Genomic DNA, 19,210 nt, shown 5'->3' on the forward strand with positions numbered 1-19,210 from the left:
CGAACTCCGTCGTCAGTCGCGCGCTAAAAGGCGCGGGGCAAGCTCTTTGAGGGCGCGGCGATACACCTCGCGCTTGAATGTCACCACCTGGCCCAACGGATACCAATAGCTGACCCAGCGCCAGCCATCGAACTCCGGTTTACCGGTCAAATCCATCCGCACCCGCTGCTCGTTGGAGATCAGGCGCAGGAGAAACCATTTCTGTTTCTGGCCGATGCACAGCGGTTGGCTGTGCGTACGCACCAGACGTTGCGGCAAACGATAGCGCAACCAGCCCCGAGTACAGGCCAGTATTTCAACATCTTCACGTTCCAGGCCAACTTCTTCGTTCAGCTCGCGGTACAAGGCGTCTTCCGGCGTCTCTTCAGGGTTGATTCCCCCTTGCGGAAACTGCCAGGCATCTTGATTGATACGGCGAGCCCATAGCACCTGGCCGGCGTCATTCGTCAGAATGATCCCGACATTGGGGCGGAAACCATCGGGGTCGATCACGGCAACAACCTCGCAAACGCATGTCGCCGCATTGTTCCACAAAGGTTGATAAGGCGGCAACGAAGCTTCCTACCTTATGTGCACTCTTGTGAAAAGACCGTATTCTTGTCGCCTTTTTACAGACTTATCAGCGGGTAACTGCAATGCGCCTGGCACTCTTCGATTTGGACAACACCCTTCTGGGCGGCGACAGCGATCACGCCTGGGGCGACTATCTGTGTGAACGCGGCTTCCTCGACCCGATTGCGTACAAAGCGCGCAACGACGAGTTCTATCAGGATTACCTGGCCGGCAAACTGGATAACGCCGCGTACCTGAACTTCTGCCTGGAGATCCTCGGCCGCACCGACATGGCCGTGCTCGAGCAATGGCACAGCGATTACATGCGCGACTGCATCGAACCGATCGTGTTGCCGCAGGCGCTGGAACTGCTGAAAAAGCACCGCGACGCCGGCGACAAACTGGTGATCATCACCGCGACCAACCGCTTCGTCACCGCGCCGATTGCTGTGCGTCTGGGCGTTGAAACCCTGATTGCCACTGAATGTGAAATGGTCGATGGCCGTTACAGCGGGCGCAGCACTGATATTCCTTGCTTCCGCGAAGGCAAGGTGACGCGCCTGAACCGTTGGCTGGAAGAGACCGGGCATTCGCTGGAAGACAGCTATTTCTACAGCGACTCAATGAATGACTTGCCGTTGCTGGAGCAGGTGGCGAATCCCGTCGCTGTGGATCCGGATCCGAATCTGCGTGCCGAGGCCGAGAAGCGTGGCTGGCCGGTGATTTCGCTGCGCGGCTGATTACGCCTTCGCGAGCAGGCTCGCTCCCACATTGGATCTGTGTCGTGCACAAATCCCCTGTGGGAGCGAGCCTGCTCGCGAATGGAGGCGATAAGGTCTCAAGCCTTAAACAGGCTTGGCACCCATCAACGCCGCAATGGCGAGAAATCCGATGCCGCTGACAATCGCCAGCGCCAACGTGAATTTCCGGTTACCCACCCCGCTAGTCCACAGCCGATTAAGCCGCACCAGCAACCACACTGCACTCAACGTGGCCACGGCATAGATCACGCTGGACCCCAAAATCCACAACTGCCCCAGTGGCCAGCCGATCAGGTGTACCAACCACCAACCGGTGAAAGGCATGCTCAGCATACCAATCAGCATCAAACACCAGATAAACAGCCAAGGGCGCTGCATCGTGCTGGCCGGCCCTTCGCTGCGATTACGCCAAGTCAAAGCAGCGAGCCCCAACCCGCTGGCGAGGATCACCACGGTCGCCGCGACGTGAAGAACTTTCAGGGTGGTCAGGGTTTCCATGAATTTCTCTTCCTTGGGCCATGCCCATCAGCGTAGCCGCTCAGCCAAGAAACAGCTGATAGGCCGGGTTCTCGCTTTCATCCCAGTACGGGTAACCGATTTCCTCAAGGGCCGCCGGCACCAGATGACGCTCGTCGTGCGGCACTTGCAGGCCCGCGACCACACGGCCATCGGCAGCGCCGTGGTTGCGGTAATGGAACATCGAAATGTTCCAGCGCCCACCGAGCTTATTAAGGAAGTTGAACAGCGCCCCCGGACGTTCCGGGAACTCGAAGCGGAACACCACTTCATCAATCACGTGCGCCGCGTGCCCGCCGACCATGTGGCGGATGTGCAGTTTGGCCAGTTCGTTGTCGGTCAGGTCGACGACCGGGAAACCCTGCTCGGTCAGGCTGGCCAGCAGTGCGCTGCGCGGGTCGTTGTCCGGGTGGGTCTGCACGCCGACGAAAATGTGCGCTTCGCTGCCGGTGTTGTATCGGTAATTGAATTCAGTGATCTGGCGCTTGCCGACGGCCTCGCAGAACGCCTTGAAGCTGCCGGCCTTCTCCGGGATGGTCACGGCGATGATCGCTTCACGACCCTCACCCAGTTCGGCGCGCTCGGCAACATGACGCAGGCGGTCGAAGTTGACGTTGGCACCGGAGTCGATGGCCACGAAAGTCTGGCCACTGACGCCGCGCAACTCGACGTATTTCTTGATCCCGGCCACGCCTAAAGCACCGGCAGGTTCGGTGATCGAGCGGGTATCGTCGTAGATATCTTTAATTGCTGCACAGATCTCGTCGGTGCTGACAGTGATCACTTCATCGACATAGTCTTTGCAGATGTCGAAGGTGTGCTGACCGATCTGTGCCACCGCCACGCCGTCGGCGAAGATGCCCACGGTCGGCAGCACCACGCGTTCACCGGCGGCCATCGCCGCTTGCAAGCAGTTGGAATCGTCCGGCTCAACGCCGATGACTTTGATGTCCGGGCGCAGGTATTTCACGTACGCGGCGATGCCAGCGATCAGACCGCCGCCGCCGACCGGAACAAAAATCGCGTCCAGCGGCTGCGGGTGCTGGCGCAGAATTTCCATCGCCACGGTGCCTTGCCCGGCAATGGTGTGCGGATCATCGTACGGGTGGATGTAGACGTAGCCTTTCTCATCAACCAGTTTCAGCGAATAGGCCAGGGCTTCCGGGAACGAATCACCGTGCAGCACCACTTTGCCGCCGCGCGAACGCACGCCTTCGACTTTGATTTCGGGGGTGGTCTTGGGCATGACGATGGTGGCTTTGACGCCCAGCACTTTCGCCGCCAGGGCCAAGCCCTGCGCGTGGTTGCCCGCCGACGCGGTGACTACGCCACGGGCGCGCTCTTCATCGCTCAGTTGCGTCAGCTTGTTGTAGGCGCCACGAATCTTGAACGAGAACACCGGCTGCAAGTCTTCACGCTTGAGCCAAATGTCATTGCCCAGCCGCTCGGAGAGCTGGCGAGCGTTCTGCAGCGGGGTTTCTACGGCAACGTCATAAACGCGCGAGGTGAGGATCTTTTTGACGTACTGTTCGAGCATCGGAAAGCATCACTGAGCGGTTGAGCGGGACCGAGGAGTCTAACCCGGCTTTTGCCCGCACGACCACACGAATCCAGAGGTTTTAGCCGCGCTTGCGGCTATAATGCCGGCCTTTCCGTTCTCTCCTTGCCCGCTTCCGGAGCCCGCATGACCCAGGATCAACTCAAACAGGCAGTGGCTCAGGCCGCCGTCGACTTCATCCTTCCGAAACTCGACGACAAGAGCATCGTCGGGGTCGGCACTGGCTCCACCGCCAACTGCTTCATCGACGCCCTGGCCCAGCACAAGGGCGCATTCGATGGCGCGGTGGCCAGTTCCGAAGCCACCGCCGCGCGCCTCAAGGGCCACGGGATTCCGGTGTATGAGCTGAACACCGTCAGCGACCTGGAGTTCTACGTCGACGGCGCCGACGAAAGCGACGCGCACCTGAACCTGATCAAGGGCGGCGGCGCTGCCCTGACCCGCGAGAAGATCGTTGCGGCCGTGGCCAAGACCTTCATCTGCATCGCCGACGCCAGCAAACTGGTGCCGGTGCTGGGCGAGTTCCCGCTGCCGGTCGAAGTGATCCCGATGGCCCGCAGCCACGTTGCGCGTCAGTTGGTGAAATTGGGCGGCGACCCGGTGTACCGCGAAGGCGTGCTGACCGACAACGGCAACATCATTCTCGATGTGTTCAACCTGCAGATCACCAACCCGGTGGAGCTGGAAGCGCAAATCAATGCGATTGTCGGCGTGGTCACCAACGGCTTGTTCGCGGCGCGTCCGGCGGACTTGCTGTTGCTGGGTACTAGCGAAGGTGTGAAAACCCTCAAGGCTGAGTAATCCCGGTCACCCACATATTTGTGGACAAACGAAATCCCCTTGTAGGAGTGAGCCTGCTCGCGATAGCGGTCTATCAGTTGATATTGTTGTCGACTGACACACCGCTATCGCGAGCAGGCTCACTCCTACAATGGTTTTGTGGTGTTGGTTAGTTCGGCGTTGGTTTTTTGAAGACGTAAAACAGGTTCGGCTCACTCACCAGATACAACGTCCCGTCATCATCCATCGCGATGCCTTCCGCCTGCGGCACGGTCTTCTTCAAACCCTGACGCCCGCCACTGATGGACATCGTACTCAACGGACGCCCGCCCACATCCAGCTCGAGAATCAATCTCGACTCATCCGACAGCGCCAGTAAATGCCCGCTGCGCTCGTCGTATTGCAAGCTCGACAGATCGCGCACAAACATCCCGGCATCGCGCTTCGGGTCGTTGATCACATGCACCGCGTAGGATTTCTCCGGATTGAAGTGCGGAAAGCCGTGCACTTCGTAGATCAGCATCGGGTTGCGTTCTTTCGCGACAAACAGGCGCTTGCCCACCGAGTCATACGCCAGGCCTTCAAAACCCTTGTTGCTGGCCATATGCACGCCAAGGGTCATCTGCTCGGCATCAGCAGCGTCGAGGAAGGTGGTGTCTGCCTCCAGGTGAATCTTGATCAACCGCTGCTGACGCTCATCAGTGATCACGTAGGTGTCGGCGCTGATGAACTCGACGGCTTCCGGATCGCCGAAACCAATCAGGGCGATGCGCCGCAGGATCTGGCCTTCGAGCGACAGTTCGACCAGTTCGGAGTTCTTGTTGGTCACGGTGAACAGGCTTTTGCGCACCGGATCGAAGGTCAGCGCCGAGACATCGTCGTCCAGCCCGTCAATCACCCGCGCTTCAATCTCGACGCGATACTGATCCAGCGCAATCGACTCGCTACTCTGCGGTTGCCACAGGGTGTGCAAGTTAAACCAGGCGCGCTCGAACAGGCGCATGTATTGGCCGATCGCGATCAACGCGATCAGGGCAATCACCGACAGCATGATAATCAGGGGTTTGGGACGGGCAAGTCGACGCATTCGGATGAGCTCGGGATCAAAACAGGCGGATGAAATATCACGCCCGTCTGAACTGAAGCTTAATGGCCACTTGCCTGTCAGGACAATCAGACTTGTCTGAAATTGCCGCGAGGACAGTTATTACTGTTTTTCGAAGCGATAGAACAGGTTCGGCTCGCTGACCATGTACAGCGTACCCGCTTCGTCCATGGTCACGCCTTCGGCGCGGGGAATGGTGTTTTTCAGGCCATTGAAACCGCCGAGCAGGGTCATGAAGCTGACCTGCTCGCCCTTCTCGTCCAGCTCCAGCAGCAGATGTGAGTCGGCGGACAGCACCAGTGTGTGCTGGGTGCGCGGGTCAATCGCCAAGGCCGAGAGGTTGCGAATATCCAGTTCATCACTGGCGAGTTTTTGCTTGTCGCCCTTGAGGGTCTGGCTGCCATCGCTTTTCCAGGTGAACAGCGCCGGTGGCCGCTCCTCACCGAGCAGCAATTGCTGATTATGGGAATCCCAGGTAATGGCTTCGAAGGCTTTGTTCTGGTCTTTCGACGGGCCGAGATCGTATTTCGGGAAGTCAGCGATGTGCAATTCGCGGGTGTCGGCGTCGACCTTGACGATCGACAGCATGTGCTGACGCTCATCGACGATGGCCATCAGGCCGTTTTCCATGACGGTCAGGCCTTCCGGATTGCTCCAGCCCACCAGCGGCATCTTGCGCAGCACCTCACCCTGTAAAGTCAGCTCGGCGAGAAACGGGTTTTTCCCCATCACCGAAAACAGCGTTTTGGTCTGCGGGTTGTACGACAGATCCGAGGCCTCGTCCTTCTCCATACCGGTCAACGGCTTGGCATCGATCACCACCCGGTAGTCCGGCAGCCAGATACTTTCCTTCTGCTCGGTCTGGCTTTCGAAGCGTTCCTGCAGCCAAAGCACACCGCGATCATCCCAATGCATGGCAAACGCCACGGCATAAGCGGCGGCAATCACCAGCAAGAGCCAGACATACCAACGCAGGGCGAAACGTGAACGGCGGGTGGGTTTGAGCTGAGTTTGAGATGACATCGAGGGACGCGTTCCGAAAATTCAGGCTATGGGTAATAGCACAAAGAGGCCGGCTCAGACGCCAGAATGAGAGGAATTATCCGTACAGGATGTGAAAAAAACGGCAAATGGCGGGATTGCCCTGTGCTGCCAGCGATCTGCAGGGCACCCCAAAACAATGTGGGAGCGAGCCTGCTCGCGAAGACGGAGTGTCAGGCAACGATGATGTCGACTGACCTGGCGCCTTCGCGAGCAGGCTCGCTCCCACAGGGGATTTGCAGTGTGGCGGTTAGCGCACGCTGCTGGTGAAGCTGCTCGCGCCAACCAGTTCGAGGACGATGTCATCGCCCACGTTCAGCGGGCCGACGCCGACTGGCGTACCGGTAAGGATCACGTCACCGGCCTGCAGCGAGAAGCAGCCGGCCATGTGCTGGATCATCGGCACGATCGGGTTGAGCATCGCGCTGCTGTTGCCGTCCTGACGCACTTCGCCGTTGATGGTCAGGCGAATGCCGATGTCAGTCAGGTCAGCAAAGGTGCTGCCAACAACGAACGGGGCGATCACCGCCGCGCCGTCGAACGACTTGGCGATTTCCCACGGCAGGCCCTTGGCTTTCAGCTCCGCCTGCTTGTCGCGCAGGGTCAGGTCCAGCGCCGGGGCGAACCCGGAGATCGCGTCGAGCACTTCTTCACGGCTCGGTTTGGTCGACAACGGCTTGCCGATCAACACGGCGATTTCCGCTTCGTAGTGTACCGAACCGCGCTCGGTCGGAATGGCGAAACCGCCTTCCAGCTCGACCACGCAACTGCCCGGCTTGATGAACAGCAACGGCTCGGTAGGCACCGGGTTGTCCAGTTCCTTGGCGTGTTCGGCGTAATTACGGCCAATGCACACGACTTTCCCGATCGGGAAGTGGATGCGCGTGCCGTCGACGTACTGGTGCTGATAGCTCATTTACCGACTCCTGCCTTCATTGATTCATCAAAGATTGTCGATCAAACCGCGAAAATCTTGCCCGGGTTCATGATGCCGTTCGGGTCGAACACCGCTTTCACCGCTTTCATGTACTCGATCTCGACCGGGGAGCGGCTGTAGGTCAAGTAATCGCGTTTGGTCATGCCCACGCCGTGCTCGGCGGAGATCGAACCGTTGTACTTCTCGACGGTTTCAAACACCCACTTGTTGACGGTCGCGCACTTGGCGAAGAACTCGTCCTTGCTCAGGTTATCCGGCTTGAGGATGTTCAAGTGCAGGTTGCCGTCGCCGATGTGGCCGAACCAGACGATTTCGAAATCCGGGTAGTGTTCACCGACGATCGCGTCGATTTCCTTTAGAAATGCCGGCACTTTCGACACGGTGACCGAGATGTCGTTCTTGTACGGTGTCCAGTGCGAGATGGTTTCGGAGATGTATTCGCGCAGCTTCCACAGATTCTGCAGCTGGGTTTCGCTCTGGCTCATCACGCCGTCCAGCACCCAGCCCTGTTCGACGCAATGCTCGAAGGTTTCCAGGGCGCTGTTGGCCACTTCCTCAGTGGTCGCTTCGAATTCCAGCAATGCGTAGAACGGGCAGTCGGTTTCGAATGGCGCCGGAACGTCGCCACGACCCATGACTTTGGCCAAGGCTTTGTCGGAGAAGAATTCGAACGCAGTCAGATCGAGTTTGCCCTGGAAGGCGTGCAGCACCGGCATGATCGAGTCGAAATCGGCGGTGCCAAGCACCATCGCGGTGAGGTTTTTCGGCGCGCGATCAAGGCGCATCGTCGCTTCGACGACGAAACCGAGGGTGCCTTCAGCGCCGATGAACAACTGGCGCAAGTCGTAACCGGTGGCGTTCTTGATCAGGTCTTTGTTCAGTTCGAGCACGTCGCCCTTGCCGGTGACGACTTTCATGCCTGCGACCCAGTTGCGGGTCATGCCGTAGCGAATCACTTTGATCCCGCCGGCATTGGTGCCGATATTCCCGCCAATCTGACTGGAACCTGCCGAAGCGAAGTCGACCGGGTAGTACAGGCCCTTTTCTTCAGCGACGTTCTGCAAATGCTCGGTGACCACGCCCGGCTGACAAACGGCGGTGCGGTCGGTGAGGTTCACGTCGAGAATCTGATTCATGTAGTCGAACGAGACGACCACTTCGCCATTCGCGGCCACCGCGGCGGCGGAAAGCCCGGTGCGTCCGCCCGATGGCACCAGCGCGACCTTGTGCGCGTTGGCCCAACGAACCACGGCCTGCACCTGCTCGATGGTCTTGGGAAACACGATAGCGCTTGGCGCCGGGGCGAAGTGCTTGGTCCAATCCTTACCATACGCATTCAGGGAGTCGGCGTCGGTCAGGACCTTGCCAGGCTCGACCAGGGTCTTCAGTTCTTCAATCAGGGCAGGATTGGTCATCGACAGAACTCTCGAACAATTCATGGTCATCCTGAGAACGCTTCACGTCGCAGGAATGAGTGTTTAGCGGGGAGGCTATGCTAGCATATCGACCCCGCAGGACAGTGCCCAAGGCCAGATCCGCGGAGACGACTTTCTTGTCGTCCGGGTCAGCGTCTGTTGACCATTTCCTGCCATTTTTCTCCGGGATACAGGTTTACGCAGATGAGCAAGACTTCTCTCGATAAGAGCAAGATCAAGTTCCTTCTTCTCGAAGGCGTCCACCAATCGGCTGTCGACGTCCTCAAGGCGGCGGGCTACACCAGCATCGAATACCTGACAGGTTCCTTGCCGGAAGCCCAGCTCAAGGAAAAGATCGCTGACGCTCACTTCATCGGCATTCGTTCGCGCACCCAACTGACCGAAGAGATCTTCGATCACGCGAAGAAGCTGGTTGCGGTCGGCTGTTTCTGCATCGGCACCAACCAGGTTGACCTGAGTGCTGCCCGTGAGCGCGGTATTGCCGTGTTCAACGCGCCGTACTCCAACACCCGCTCCGTTGCCGAGCTGGTGCTGGCCGAAGCGATCCTGCTGCTGCGCGGCATCCCGGAGAAAAACGCTTCCTGCCACCGTGGCGGCTGGATCAAGTCCGCAGCCAACTCCTTCGAGATCCGTGGCAAGAAACTCGGCATCGTCGGCTACGGCTCGATCGGTACGCAGCTGTCGGTTCTGGCTGAAGGCCTGGGCATGCAGGTGTACTTCTACGACACCGTAACCAAACTGCCGCTGGGCAACGCGACTCAGATCGGTAGCCTGACCGAGCTGCTGGGCATGTCCGACATCGTCACCCTGCACGTACCGGAAACCGCTGCGACCCAGTGGATGATCGGCGAGAAGGAAATCCGCGCCATCAAGAAGGGCGGCATCCTGATCAACGCTGCTCGTGGCACCGTGGTTGAACTGGACGCTCTGGCGGACGCGATCAAGGACAAGCACCTGATCGGCGCGGCCATCGATGTATTCCCGGTGGAGCCACGCTCCAACGACGAAGAGTTCGAAAGCCCGCTGCGTGGCCTCGACAACGTCATCCTGACCCCGCACATCGGTGGTTCGACCGCCGAAGCGCAAGCCAACATCGGTCTGGAAGTGGCAGAGAAACTGGTCAAGTACAGCGACAACGGTACGTCCGTTTCGTCGGTGAACTTCCCGGAAGTGGCCCTGCCGGCTCACCCTGGCAAGCACCGTCTGCTGCACATCCACGAGAACATCCCGGGTGTGATGAGCGAGATCAACAAGGTCTTCGCCGAAAACGGCATCAACATCTCCGGTCAGTTCCTGCAGACCAACGAGAAGGTTGGCTACGTGGTGATCGACGTCGACGCCGAGTACTCGGAGCTGGCGCAAGAGAAGCTGCAGCACGTCAACGGCACTATCCGTAGCCGGGTTCTTTTCTAAGAACAGCTACAAGCCGCGAGCTACAAGCGGCAAGTGATGTTCGCTTGTGCTTTTGCTTGAAGCTCGTAGCTTGCAACTCGCCGCTGATAAAAAAGGGAGCCCCGAAAGGGCTCCCTTTTTTATTCCACGTTGATGGTGATTTTCTTCGAGACGATTGGCGGGTCGAATGCCATGTGACCGCTGTCGCCAAGTTCCAGCTGCAAGGTGTGCTTGCCCGGGGCGAGCTTGATGTCAGCCTGGGTCTGCGCCTTGCCGAAGTGCATATGGTTGGCATCGGTAGGGACGACCGAACCGGCAGGAACAATTTCCTTGGCGTCGATCAGCAGGTGATGGTGACCGGTGTTCTTGGTGACGTCACCGGCCGGCGCCAGTGCGACGTCCTTGGTCCCGAATTTGACGGTGAAGGTCTGCGAAACCGTGGCTCCGTCTTCGGGAGAAACGATGAACACTTCAGCGCCTTTGGGGGCTGGTGTCGCCGCACTGGCCAGCACCGAAACGCCCATCAGCAAACCCGCGAACGCTGCACGTGACATAAAGCTTTTCATTTTCTTCTCCAGTTTTTCCGTAAAATCCGCACGGTCATGACAACTTCATGACCATTCGTTGTCGAAGGCACTCGACAACCATAGCAAAGCGAGCCTGAATCAGAGCGTCGCGATAATGATTTCAAAGGAGTGACCATGCGTTTTCTGCCTGGCCTGATCTGCCTGCTACCCCTTTTGAGCCCTTTGGCTCATGCCGAACTGATTGATGACGTCAACGACCGTGGCGAGCTGCGCATTGCCCTTGAGGCTAATACACCGCCCTTCAATTTCAAGGAAGGCGACACACTCACGGGGTTCGAGGTCGAGCTTGGGCAACTGCTCGCCCGGGAGCTGGATGTACGCGCCGATTTCATCGTCACCGACGAGGCCGACCTGCTCCAGGGCGTTGAAAGCGGCAAGTACGACGTTGCGCTCAACCACATAGCACTGACACCCGAACTCAAGGATCGTTTCGACTTCAGCGAGCCTTACGGCAAGGTCGATTCGCAGTTGCTGGCGAAGAAGGATGAGCAGCCACGGCCGATGGTGCTGGTGCAGGCATTGACTGAAGAGAAGCCGAAAGCGGCGGAGCCAGTGGATCTGGCGATTCCATTTCAGAAGGGTAATCCGGCGTTTCAGGCCAGTCTTGCGAGCGCGATGCAGCGGATCAAGGCGGATGGGCGTTTGGCGGCGCTGACCGAGAAGTGGTTGAAGCCTTAAAAGCCCCTCACCCTAGCCCTCTCCCCGAGGGAGAGGGGACTGATTGGGGGATGCTGAAGGAATACGCCGACCTGAAATGGGTATACCGAATCCGAAATCGACTGAAAATGGCTTTGTCGAATCCATAGTCGATCGTTCATGGCTTTGTCGACGTAATCGATCAGTCATGGCTGTCTCGAATCCATAGTCAACAAGGTCTTTCAGGTCGATGAATAGCGCCAGACACTTCGGTCGGCCCCCTCTCCCTACGGGCGGTCCGACGTTTCGGGAGGGCTGGGGTGAGGGTAACGATTCAGGATCAGTCCAAAGCAGCCAGTGCCAGCGCGGCCTGCGGCAATTCCAGTTCACTGAAAACCTGCACACCATGGCGCTTGAGTAACGCGGCCGTCACCCCTTCGCCACTCACCTTCACGCCACTGAATGTCCCGTCGTAAGTCAGCAGATTCCCGCAAGAAGGACTGTTGGCCTTAAGCACCGCCACGCGGATGCCATATTTCTGCACCAGTTCCAGCGCCTGCCGCGCGCCATCCAGAAACTGCGCACTGACATCCTCACCCTCAGTGGTGATCACCGCCGCAACACCATCGAGCACCTCACCACCCTGCCCGCCCGGAATCTCCGCCGCGGCCCGCGGCGTCGGCAATCCTCCCGCGACCTCCGGACACAACGGCACCACCCGCCCTTCGGCAATCCACTGCTCCAGCAGATCAAACGGCCCGCTCGCACCGCCGTCATAACGTACGCGATGCCCCAGCAGGCAGCGACTGACCAGAATCCTGTCCATCTCAGAACGGCTCGTTGCCACGGCGACGGAACCAACCGGTCAGCGACAAGCGCTCGCGGTGCGCCGGCAGCACTTCATGAGGCACTTCGCCGGAGAGAAACACCACCAGACACCCGCCAGTAGGCTGCACGTCATGCACGCGTTCATCGTTCAGGTACATGCGCAACTGACCGCCATCCTCCGGCAGCCACGCGTCATTGAGATAGACCACCACCGACACCATGCGCTTGTCGTCGTCGCGAAAACGGTCGACGTGCTTGCGATAAAACGCACCCGGCGGATACAGCGCGAAATGACATTCAAAGTCCTCAAGACCGAGAAACAAGCCACGGTTGAGCGCTTCACGCAGGCTCTCCATCAGGTTCAGATAACGGTCGCTGGCCTCGGCCTGACCGGGATCGATCCACTGGATGTGGTCGCCACGAATCCCCTCGCGTATCTCTGAAAACGGCCCACGCCCCACCGCCGCTGGCGCCAGCTCACCCTCAGCCTCACGTTTGCGGCACTCGGCCGCCAGCTCGCGGGTCAAACCGGCGGGCAGGAATATGTTCTGCTGCGACCAGCCGTGTTCGGCCAGGTCATCGACAATGCGTAACAGCAGTGGGTGTTCAGAGGATATTTGCATGGCGCGCATAGTATGTCGGCGGCAAGAAATCCGACAGAGCCACGCGGCGGCTTGCTACGAATTCTCGACAAGTACCGGCACCGCACGGAGAATAGTCGGCTGCTGACAGGAGTCCCTATGCGCCGTTTGCTTTTTTCACTGTTGATGTTCTGCGTGTTGCCCGCCTGGGCGGACGGCCACGATCAGTTGTACAAGGTCGCCGGCTGGCCAGATCAACGTGCGCATTTCAACGATGCCCTGACGGCCGCACAGCAGCGCTATCAGAACAGCCTGCCGCCCGCCGTATTTCAGGCGCTGGTGAACAACAGCAATCAGCGCTTTGCCCCGCAGGCTGTGGATCAACGTGCCGAAGCGCAACTGCGGCAGAAGCTCGCTGATCCAAAACCGGCGCTGACCTTCTTTCAATCGCCGCTGGGCAAGAAAATCGTCGCCGCCGAATTGCTCGCGACGCGCCGCGATCAATTGGCGAAAAATGCCAAGGGTTTGCCAAAGATGCAGGCCAGCGACAGCCGTCTGCTGATCATTGGCCACCTCGCTCAGGCGCTGCCAGCGCGTGAGGCCGGCGCCGAAGTGAGTCTGGCGATTGCCGGCGTCGCGGCGGACAGCCTGAGTTCGATGATACCGGGGCTGCTCGGTGGCGGTCAGGCGCAAGGCATGCTCAATGGTCAGCGCCAGCGCTTGATGGATCAGATTGGTGCGGACATGAACAACACGCTGCTCTATGTCTATCGCGATCTGTCGGATGAAGAGCTGGAAGAGTTCGCGACGTTTGCCGAGTCGGCTGAGGGCAAGGCGTATTACCAGGCGGCGTTGGCGGCGATTCGCGCAGGGTTGGCTGTCGGGCAATGATCTTTAGCGCCTGACCGGCCGCCTTCGCGAGCAGGCTCGCTCCCACATGGGATTCGGGATGTTCGGAAGTTTTGTGTCCACTGAAGATCCAATGTGGGAGCGAGCCTGCTCGCGAAGAGGCCCTCCCAGACGCTACAGATTCCGGCCCCTGATCCGCTTGCTCAAGAATTCGAAATACTCCTCACGCATCTCCACCGTCTCATTCGCCAGATGATGCCGCGCCTCGGCCAGCAGCAAGATCTGCGGCCGGTCGAACTTCCACTTCATCACCTGCAGATTGTGCTGCCAGTCGACCGTCATGTCCGCCTGCCCCTGAATGATCAGCGGCCGCCGCGGACTTTTTTTCGCGTGCTCGACGCGAATGATCCAGCGTGACAACGCCCCGACCCACTTCGTCGGCAAACGTCGCGGCTGCAACGGATCAGCCTGCAGAAACGGCAGGAAATCCGGATCGTTGGAATTCTCGCTGAAGCGCCGCGTGACCCCTCTGACAAAAGGCCTGAGCAAGTAATAGCTCAGCTGCGACCAGCCCCACGCCCGCGGCCGCACCAGCGGCGCCATCAAAATCACCTGGCCCTGCGCCGGGCTGTTTTCGCCGTGATTGAGCAGGTGATCGACCACAATCGCCCCGCCGGTGCTCTGCCCGCACAAATGCCACGGCTGCGGCAACGCGATCGACTGCGCCTCGGCGAACAACGCTTGCAGGACATCCTGGTACTCGGAGAAATCGCGAATGCTCGCGCGCGGCCCGCTCGACAAGCCATGGCCCGGCAAGTCGCAGGCGATCACCGCAAAATCCTGATCCAGCGCCCACTCGATCACATGCCGATACAGCCCGGTGTGATCGTAGTAGCCGTGCAGCAGAAACAGCGTCGCCTTGACCTTCTCCGGCCACCAGCAATGGCTGACCACTTCATAGCCATCGACCTCGAAACGGCCCATGCCACGCCAGACATCCCGCTCGGGAAAGTCGGTTTGGTAGAAACGCTGATAGGCCTTGGCCTCGTCCGACAACGGCTGCCACTCGGCCAAAGGCTTGAGGCTGGCGCGGATTTGATCGGGGTCGAAAGTGGCAGGCATGCGGGAATTCCAAAGCGGTAAACAGACTTTATCGGCCTGCGATATTCATCTGTAGTGACAGACATGGCAAGCTAGCCGACCTTTCGAGGATCGAAAACCATGCGTTCGCCCTACCGCACCGCACTGTTTGCCAGCCTGCTCGCGCTGATTTGCGCCGGGGTGCTGTGGGCGGCGTACGACTGGTTTCAGGGGCGTTATCTGCGTGCTTTCAGCGAACACACGGCGGTGTTTTCCGGTGATCCGCTGCGTCTGCCGGACAATCTCGCCGGCCCCGGCAAGATCCGCTTGGTGCATTTCTGGGACCCGGCCTGTCCGTGCAACGTCGGCAACCAGCAACACCTGACCGAGATGGTCGAACAGTTCGGCGCCAAAGGCGTGGAGTTCTTCGCCGTGCAAAAAACCGGCAGCCACGGTCAACTGCCCGCGACCCTCAGCAGCCTGAAAACCATCACGATATTGCCCGGTTCCGAACAGGTGCCCGCCAGCCCGGCCGTGGCGATCTGGGACCGCAGCGGCAAACTGGCGTATTTCGGACCGTACAGCGAAGGCCTGACCTGCAACTCCAGCAACAGTTTTATCGAACCGATTTTGAATGCCCTGACAGAAGATCGCCCGGTCAATGCCACGCACACGCTGGCGGTCGGTTGTTACTGCCCGTGGTCTGTGGAGAAGCAGTAAGGCATTCCGGACTTTTCAAGGACAGCGCTGCACGGCACAGAAGGTCTGTGCTAATTGTTTGCAGCCCGACGGGCGGCAATCCCGTATGCACAAGGAGTCACCATGAAGCGCGTGTTCACCGTACTTGGCTTGCTCATCGTTGTTCTGCTCGCCGGCGTCGGCGGGTATGTCTACAGCAAACAACCGACGCGCCAGGGCCAGGTCGAACTGCGCAACCTGCAAGGTTCGGTGACCGTGCGCTACGACGAACGCGGTGTACCGCACATTCGCGCCGAGAACGAAACCGACCTCTACCGTGCCCTTGGCTATGTGCATGCCCAGGATCGCCTGTTCCAGATGGAAGCCATGCGCCGCCTCGCCCGTGGCGAACTGGCCGAAGTGCTCGGGCCGAAACTGCTCGACACCGACAAACTGTTTCGCAGCCTGCGCATCCGTGAGCGCGCCGCCAGTTACGTCGCCAGTCTCGATAAACAGTCGCCGGCGTGGAAAGGCCTGCAAGCCTACCTGGATGGCATCAACCAATATCAGGACAGCCACGCTGCACCGATCGAGTTTGACGTGCTGGGCATCCCCAAACGGCCGTTCACAGCAGAAGACAGCATCAGCGTCGCCGGCTACATGGCCTATAGCTTTGCGGCGGCGTTTCGCACCGAACCGCTGCTGACCTACGTGCGCGATCAGCTCGGCGCCGATTATCTCAAGGTTTTCGACCTCGACTGGCAGCCCAAAGGGGTGCTGGTCAACGGTCACGCCAAGCAAGCGCCGGCACTTGCCGCTGGCGACTGGAAAGACCTCAACGCCCTCGCCCGCCTCAGCGAACAGGCGCTGATCGATAATGGCCTGCCGCAGTTCGAAGGCAGCAACGCCTGGGTGATTGCCGGCAGCCGCAGCCAGAGCGGCAAACCGCTGCTGGCCGGTGACCCGCATATTCGCTTCTCGGTGCCGTCGGTGTGGTACGAAGCGCAATTGTCGGCGCCGGGCTTCGAGTTGTACGGCCATCATCAGGCGCTAGTGCCTTTCGCCTTCCTCGGCCACAACCTCGATTTCGGCTGGAGCCTGACCATGTTCCAGAACGACGATCTGGACCTGATCGCCGAGAAGGTCAACCCGGATAACCCCAATCAGGTCTGGTATCGCGGCCAGTGGACCGACATGGTTGTCACCCAACAGCAGATCAACGTGAAGGGCCAGTCGCCCGTCACCCTGACCCTGCGCCAATCGCCCCACGGCCCGATCGTCAACGATGCGCTCGGCACCGCTGCCGGCAAGACGCCGATCGCCATGTGGTGGGCGTTCCTTGAAACGCCGAACCCGATCCTCGAAGGCTTTTACCAGCTCAACCGCGCCGACACGTTGGCCAAGGCCCGCGCCGCTGCCGCGAAAGTGCAGGCGCCGGGGCTGAACCTGGTTTACGCCAACGCCAAGGGTGATATCGCCTGGTGGGCCTCGGCATTGCTGCCCAAGCGCCCGGCCGGGGTGCGGCCGGAATTCATTCTCGACGGCAGCAGCAATCAGGCCGACAAGGAGGGTTTCTACCCGTTCAGCGCCAACCCGCAGGAAGAGAACCCGGCGCGCGGCTACATTGTCTCGGCCAACTTCCAGCCGCTGTCGCCGACCGGCATGGAGATTCCCGGTTACTACAACCTTGCCGACCGTGGGCAGCAGCTCAATCGCCAGCTCAGCGACAAGAGCGTGAAGTGGACCAACGAGGCCAATCAGAAACTGCAATTGGGCACAGCGACCGGTTATGGCCCGCGCTTGCTCGCGCCGTTGCTGCCGGTGCTGCGTGAGGTAGTGAGCGATCCGGCACAGCTGAAACTGGTCGAGCAACTGGCGCAATGGCCGGGCGACTATCCGCTGGATTCAGTCAGTGCAACGGTGTTCAACCAGTTCTTGTATGACTTGGCCGATGCGGCGATGCGTGATGAGTTGGGCAATGATTTCTTCGAGACATTGCTGTCGACGCGAGTGATCGATGCGGCGTTGCCGAAACTGGCGGCGAATGCCGATTCGCCGTGGTGGGACAACCGCAGCACGCCGAACAAGGAGACCCGCGCCGATGTCGTGCGCGCGGCGTGGCAGGCGAGCATGCAGCACTTGAAGCTGACCCTGGGCGATAACTCTGCCGAGTGGAAATGGGGCGGGGCGCACACGCTGACTCACGGCCATCCGTTGGGACAGCAGAAGCCGCTGGATCGGATTTTCAATGTCGGGCCGTTTGCGGCGCCGGGCAGTCATGAAGTGCCGAACAATCTGTCGGCGAAGATCGGCCCGGCGCCATGGCCGGTAACTTACGGGCCGTCGACGCGTCGGCTGGTGGATTTTTCCGATCCGGCGCATGGCTTGACGATCAACCCGGTCGGGCAGAGTGGTGTGCCGTTTGACAGTCACTATGACGATCAGGCTGAGGCGTATGTCGACGGGATGTATGTGCAGGCGCATTTCAACGACGAAGAGGTGACGGCGAATACGCGCAGTACCTTGAAGTTGTTGCCAGCGCGGGCACCTTAAAAAGCCCCTCACCCTAGCCCTCTCCCGGGGGGAGAGGGGACTGACCGAGGTGTCTTTCGCTATCCACCGACCAGAGAGATCGAGTCGATTATGGATTCGGTACAGCAACATCACGTCGGCGTATCTCGCTAATATCCCCCAATCGGCCCCCTCTCCCTCTGGGAGAGGGCTGGGGTGAGGGTTAAAGCAACACCGCAAAATTCAGCCGAAACTGCTGCGGTGTCACCCCCAACCGCCGGTTAAACACCCCGCGCATATGTTGCGCGTCACGAAACCCGCACTGATACGCCACCGTCTTCAACGGCGCCGCCGTGCTCTCCAGCATCACCCGCGCCGCATCCACCCGAGCCCGCTCGACGAACTCCGCTGGCGTGACCTTGGCTTCCCGGGCAAACACCCGAGAGAAATTGCGCGCACTCATGTTCGCCGCATTGGCCAGATCGGCAATCGTCAGATCACCAGTCAGATTGGCCAGCACATACAACTGCACCATCGCCACCGCCGACGTAGGTTCCGCATGCGGCGTGAGGAACGGACTGAACTGTGACTGCCCACCGGAACGCTGGGTGAACACCACCAGACGCTTGGCCACGCTCAGCGCCACTTCTGCACCGTGATCACGCGCCAGCAGGTACAACGACAGATCAATCCCCGCCGTCACCCCAGCCGAGGTGTAGAGCGTGCCGTCCTCGGCGTACAGACGATCCGCCTCGACCTGTGTGGTCGGGCACAACCGGGCCAACGCCTCGGCATCGTTCCAGTGCGTGGTGACGGTGCGCCCTTCCAGAAGTCCGGCCCGCGCCAGCATGAACGCGCCATTGCAGATCGAACCGAAGCGCTGCGCCCGAGCACACGCCTCGCGCAGCCACTCGTCGAACGTCGCGCCAAAATCCATGAACGGCAGTTGCGGCCCACCGGCGACCAGCAGCAGATCGTAGGCATCCAGCGCTTCGCTGAAATACCGATGGGCATTCAGGTTCAAACCATTGGAACAGGCCATCGGGCCGTGTTCGACGCCGATCACTTCGAGCCGATAGTGATCCTCGGGCGGCAGGAAGCGATTGGCCTCGGCGAACACATCCATCGGGCCGCTGACGTCCAGCGATTGCACGCCGGGAAACACGACGATGGCGACGGTTTTGTTCATGGCTGTGGATTCCCCCTTTAAGAGCAAAAGATCGCAGCCTGCGGCAGCTCCTACAGGGGAATGCGGGCTTCTGTAGGAGCTGCCGCAGGCGGCGATCTTTTAGCTTGGCACGATTTGCAGGTGGATTGGCAAGGATCGCAGCCATGGATCGATTGTCCGTTTTCTGCCTCGGGCACAGACTTTTCCCATCAGC

19 protein-coding genes and 1 pseudogene are annotated in these 19,210 nt (G+C 59.8%); 7 read left to right on the top strand and 13 right to left on the bottom strand.

From position 1 onward, the window contains the following. Positions 1-12 precede the first annotated feature (12 nt). Positions 13-492 carry an RNA pyrophosphohydrolase gene (locus PspS49_RS28025; RefSeq protein ID WP_003229203.1) on the bottom strand — a complete coding sequence of 160 codons (480 nt, stop codon included), beginning with the start codon at positions 490-492 and terminating at the stop codon, positions 13-15. Between the two features lie 143 nt (positions 493-635). On the opposite strand from PspS49_RS28025, the gene PspS49_RS28030 reads away from it, so the two are divergent. Further along, complete coding sequence (locus PspS49_RS28030) at positions 636-1,292, top strand: HAD family hydrolase (RefSeq protein ID WP_160042249.1); 657 nt, start codon at positions 636-638, stop codon at positions 1,290-1,292. A gap of 105 nt (positions 1,293-1,397) precedes the next feature. On the opposite strand, the gene PspS49_RS28035 is transcribed toward PspS49_RS28030, so the two are convergent. Together PspS49_RS28035 and ilvA are read right to left on the bottom strand one after the other, a co-directional pair. Beyond that, the gene (locus tag PspS49_RS28035; RefSeq protein WP_160042251.1) at positions 1,398-1,811 is read right to left on the bottom strand and encodes a DUF2269 family protein; all 414 of its coding nucleotides are present in this window, start codon (positions 1,809-1,811) and stop codon (positions 1,398-1,400) included. Positions 1,812-1,851: 40 nt separating this feature from the next. Further along, positions 1,852-3,366, bottom strand: coding sequence for a threonine ammonia-lyase, biosynthetic (ilvA, locus tag PspS49_RS28040; RefSeq protein ID WP_123593571.1), 1,515 nt, complete (start codon positions 3,364-3,366; stop codon positions 1,852-1,854). Positions 3,367-3,513: 147 nt separating this feature from the next. Between ilvA and rpiA the strand changes: the two genes are divergently transcribed. Further along, complete coding sequence (gene rpiA / locus PspS49_RS28045; RefSeq protein ID WP_007913886.1) at positions 3,514-4,188, top strand: ribose-5-phosphate isomerase RpiA; 675 nt, start codon at positions 3,514-3,516, stop codon at positions 4,186-4,188. 148 nt (positions 4,189-4,336) lie between these two features. On the opposite strand, the gene PspS49_RS28050 is transcribed toward rpiA, so the two are convergent. The 5 genes and pseudogenes from PspS49_RS28050 to PspS49_RS28065 form a co-directional block, all read right to left on the bottom strand. Beyond that, positions 4,337-5,254: an SdiA-regulated domain-containing protein gene (locus PspS49_RS28050; RefSeq protein ID WP_160042253.1), complete on the bottom strand. Its 918-nt coding sequence runs from the start codon at positions 5,252-5,254 to the stop codon at positions 4,337-4,339. Positions 5,255-5,374: 120 nt separating this feature from the next. Continuing rightward, positions 5,375-6,295 (bottom strand): SdiA-regulated domain-containing protein, encoded by a 921-nt coding sequence (locus tag PspS49_RS28055; protein WP_160042255.1) that lies wholly within the window; start codon positions 6,293-6,295, stop codon positions 5,375-5,377. A 160-nt stretch (positions 6,296-6,455) separates the two neighbouring features. Further along, a pseudogene (locus PspS49_RS29955) lies at positions 6,456-6,542 on the bottom strand (metal ABC transporter ATP-binding protein); the annotation flags it as partial. Between the two features lie 21 nt (positions 6,543-6,563). Continuing rightward, a complete protein-coding gene (locus PspS49_RS28060) occupies positions 6,564-7,229 on the bottom strand; it encodes a fumarylacetoacetate hydrolase family protein (protein ID WP_008085293.1) in 666 nt (221 codons plus the stop codon). 41 nt (positions 7,230-7,270) lie between these two features. Continuing rightward, positions 7,271-8,665 (bottom strand): FAD-binding oxidoreductase, encoded by a 1,395-nt coding sequence (locus PspS49_RS28065; RefSeq protein WP_134176039.1) that lies wholly within the window; start codon positions 8,663-8,665, stop codon positions 7,271-7,273. 204 nt (positions 8,666-8,869) lie between these two features. Here PspS49_RS28065 and serA point away from each other — a divergent pair, with 204 nt between their 5' ends. Beyond that, positions 8,870-10,099: a phosphoglycerate dehydrogenase gene (serA, locus tag PspS49_RS28070; RefSeq protein WP_095121592.1), complete on the top strand. Its 1,230-nt coding sequence runs from the start codon at positions 8,870-8,872 to the stop codon at positions 10,097-10,099. Positions 10,100-10,218: 119 nt separating this feature from the next. Here the strand turns inward: serA and PspS49_RS28075 are convergent, their stop codons facing one another. Then, positions 10,219-10,644, bottom strand: a complete 426-nt coding sequence (locus tag PspS49_RS28075) for a DUF4399 domain-containing protein (protein ID WP_160042257.1) — start codon at positions 10,642-10,644, stop codon at positions 10,219-10,221. A 135-nt stretch (positions 10,645-10,779) separates the two neighbouring features. Between PspS49_RS28075 and PspS49_RS28080 the strand changes: the two genes are divergently transcribed. Next, positions 10,780-11,343: a transporter substrate-binding domain-containing protein gene (locus PspS49_RS28080; RefSeq protein ID WP_160042259.1), complete on the top strand. Its 564-nt coding sequence runs from the start codon at positions 10,780-10,782 to the stop codon at positions 11,341-11,343. 298 nt (positions 11,344-11,641) lie between these two features. Here the strand turns inward: PspS49_RS28080 and PspS49_RS28085 are convergent, their stop codons facing one another. Together PspS49_RS28085 and PspS49_RS28090 are read right to left on the bottom strand one after the other, a co-directional pair. Beyond that, the gene (locus tag PspS49_RS28085; RefSeq protein WP_034151955.1) at positions 11,642-12,127 is read right to left on the bottom strand and encodes a DUF523 domain-containing protein; all 486 of its coding nucleotides are present in this window, start codon (positions 12,125-12,127) and stop codon (positions 11,642-11,644) included. A 1-nt stretch (position 12,128) separates the two neighbouring features. Next, on the bottom strand, positions 12,129-12,761 hold the full coding sequence (locus PspS49_RS28090) for a 2OG-Fe(II) oxygenase (RefSeq protein ID WP_150793177.1): 633 nt from the start codon (positions 12,759-12,761) through the stop codon (positions 12,129-12,131). Between the two features lie 108 nt (positions 12,762-12,869). Here PspS49_RS28090 and PspS49_RS28095 point away from each other — a divergent pair, with 108 nt between their 5' ends. Beyond that, on the top strand, positions 12,870-13,601 hold the full coding sequence (locus PspS49_RS28095) for a DUF2059 domain-containing protein (protein ID WP_122604472.1): 732 nt from the start codon (positions 12,870-12,872) through the stop codon (positions 13,599-13,601). A 132-nt stretch (positions 13,602-13,733) separates the two neighbouring features. On the opposite strand, the gene PspS49_RS28100 is transcribed toward PspS49_RS28095, so the two are convergent. Then, entirely contained in the window at positions 13,734-14,681 is a 948-nt protein-coding gene (locus tag PspS49_RS28100; RefSeq protein ID WP_150749789.1) for an alpha/beta hydrolase, read from the bottom strand. A 99-nt stretch (positions 14,682-14,780) separates the two neighbouring features. Here PspS49_RS28100 and PspS49_RS28105 point away from each other — a divergent pair, with 99 nt between their 5' ends. Together PspS49_RS28105 and PspS49_RS28110 are read left to right on the top strand one after the other, a co-directional pair. Beyond that, positions 14,781-15,359: a DUF6436 domain-containing protein gene (locus PspS49_RS28105; RefSeq protein ID WP_160042261.1), complete on the top strand. Its 579-nt coding sequence runs from the start codon at positions 14,781-14,783 to the stop codon at positions 15,357-15,359. Between the two features lie 102 nt (positions 15,360-15,461). Beyond that, on the top strand, positions 15,462-17,870 hold the full coding sequence (locus PspS49_RS28110) for a penicillin acylase family protein (protein ID WP_160042263.1): 2,409 nt from the start codon (positions 15,462-15,464) through the stop codon (positions 17,868-17,870). Between the two features lie 181 nt (positions 17,871-18,051). Here the strand turns inward: PspS49_RS28110 and PspS49_RS28115 are convergent, their stop codons facing one another. Beyond that, positions 18,052-19,017: a DJ-1/PfpI family protein gene (locus PspS49_RS28115; protein WP_160042265.1), complete on the bottom strand. Its 966-nt coding sequence runs from the start codon at positions 19,015-19,017 to the stop codon at positions 18,052-18,054. Positions 19,018-19,210 lie beyond the last annotated feature (193 nt).

The sequence above is a fragment of the Pseudomonas sp. S49 genome, assembly GCF_009866785.1.
In the GTDB taxonomy this organism is placed as follows: Bacteria; Pseudomonadota; Gammaproteobacteria; order Pseudomonadales; family Pseudomonadaceae; genus Aquipseudomonas.

What these genes read in the sequence shown, in the direction of transcription:
- PspS49_RS28030 (WP_160042249.1), top strand. Translation starts at nt 636, where the DNA reads ATGCGCCTGGCACTCTTCGATTTGGACAACACCCTTCTGGGCGGCGAC.
- PspS49_RS28055 (WP_160042255.1), bottom strand. Translation starts at nt 6,295, where the DNA reads ATGTCATCTCAAACTCAGCTCAAACCCACCCGCCGTTCACGTTTCGCC.
- PspS49_RS28065 (WP_134176039.1), bottom strand. Translation starts at nt 8,665, where the DNA reads ATGACCAATCCTGCCCTGATTGAAGAACTGAAGACCCTGGTCGAGCCT.
- PspS49_RS28105 (WP_160042261.1), top strand. Translation starts at nt 14,781, where the DNA reads ATGCGTTCGCCCTACCGCACCGCACTGTTTGCCAGCCTGCTCGCGCTG.
- PspS49_RS28080 (WP_160042259.1), top strand. Translation starts at nt 10,780, where the DNA reads ATGCGTTTTCTGCCTGGCCTGATCTGCCTGCTACCCCTTTTGAGCCCT.
- PspS49_RS28095 (WP_122604472.1), top strand. Translation starts at nt 12,870, where the DNA reads ATGCGCCGTTTGCTTTTTTCACTGTTGATGTTCTGCGTGTTGCCCGCC.
- PspS49_RS28050 (WP_160042253.1), bottom strand. Translation starts at nt 5,254, where the DNA reads ATGCGTCGACTTGCCCGTCCCAAACCCCTGATTATCATGCTGTCGGTG.
- serA (WP_095121592.1), top strand. Translation starts at nt 8,870, where the DNA reads ATGAGCAAGACTTCTCTCGATAAGAGCAAGATCAAGTTCCTTCTTCTC.
- ilvA (WP_123593571.1), bottom strand. Translation starts at nt 3,366, where the DNA reads ATGCTCGAACAGTACGTCAAAAAGATCCTCACCTCGCGCGTTTATGAC.
- PspS49_RS28035 (WP_160042251.1), bottom strand. Translation starts at nt 1,811, where the DNA reads ATGGAAACCCTGACCACCCTGAAAGTTCTTCACGTCGCGGCGACCGTG.
- PspS49_RS28110 (WP_160042263.1), top strand. Translation starts at nt 15,462, where the DNA reads ATGAAGCGCGTGTTCACCGTACTTGGCTTGCTCATCGTTGTTCTGCTC.
- PspS49_RS28090 (WP_150793177.1), bottom strand. Translation starts at nt 12,761, where the DNA reads ATGCGCGCCATGCAAATATCCTCTGAACACCCACTGCTGTTACGCATT.
- PspS49_RS28100 (WP_150749789.1), bottom strand. Translation starts at nt 14,681, where the DNA reads ATGCCTGCCACTTTCGACCCCGATCAAATCCGCGCCAGCCTCAAGCCT.
- PspS49_RS28060 (WP_008085293.1), bottom strand. Translation starts at nt 7,229, where the DNA reads ATGAGCTATCAGCACCAGTACGTCGACGGCACGCGCATCCACTTCCCG.
- PspS49_RS28075 (WP_160042257.1), bottom strand. Translation starts at nt 10,644, where the DNA reads ATGAAAAGCTTTATGTCACGTGCAGCGTTCGCGGGTTTGCTGATGGGC.
- rpiA (WP_007913886.1), top strand. Translation starts at nt 3,514, where the DNA reads ATGACCCAGGATCAACTCAAACAGGCAGTGGCTCAGGCCGCCGTCGAC.
- PspS49_RS28085 (WP_034151955.1), bottom strand. Translation starts at nt 12,127, where the DNA reads ATGGACAGGATTCTGGTCAGTCGCTGCCTGCTGGGGCATCGCGTACGT.
- PspS49_RS28115 (WP_160042265.1), bottom strand. Translation starts at nt 19,017, where the DNA reads ATGAACAAAACCGTCGCCATCGTCGTGTTTCCCGGCGTGCAATCGCTG.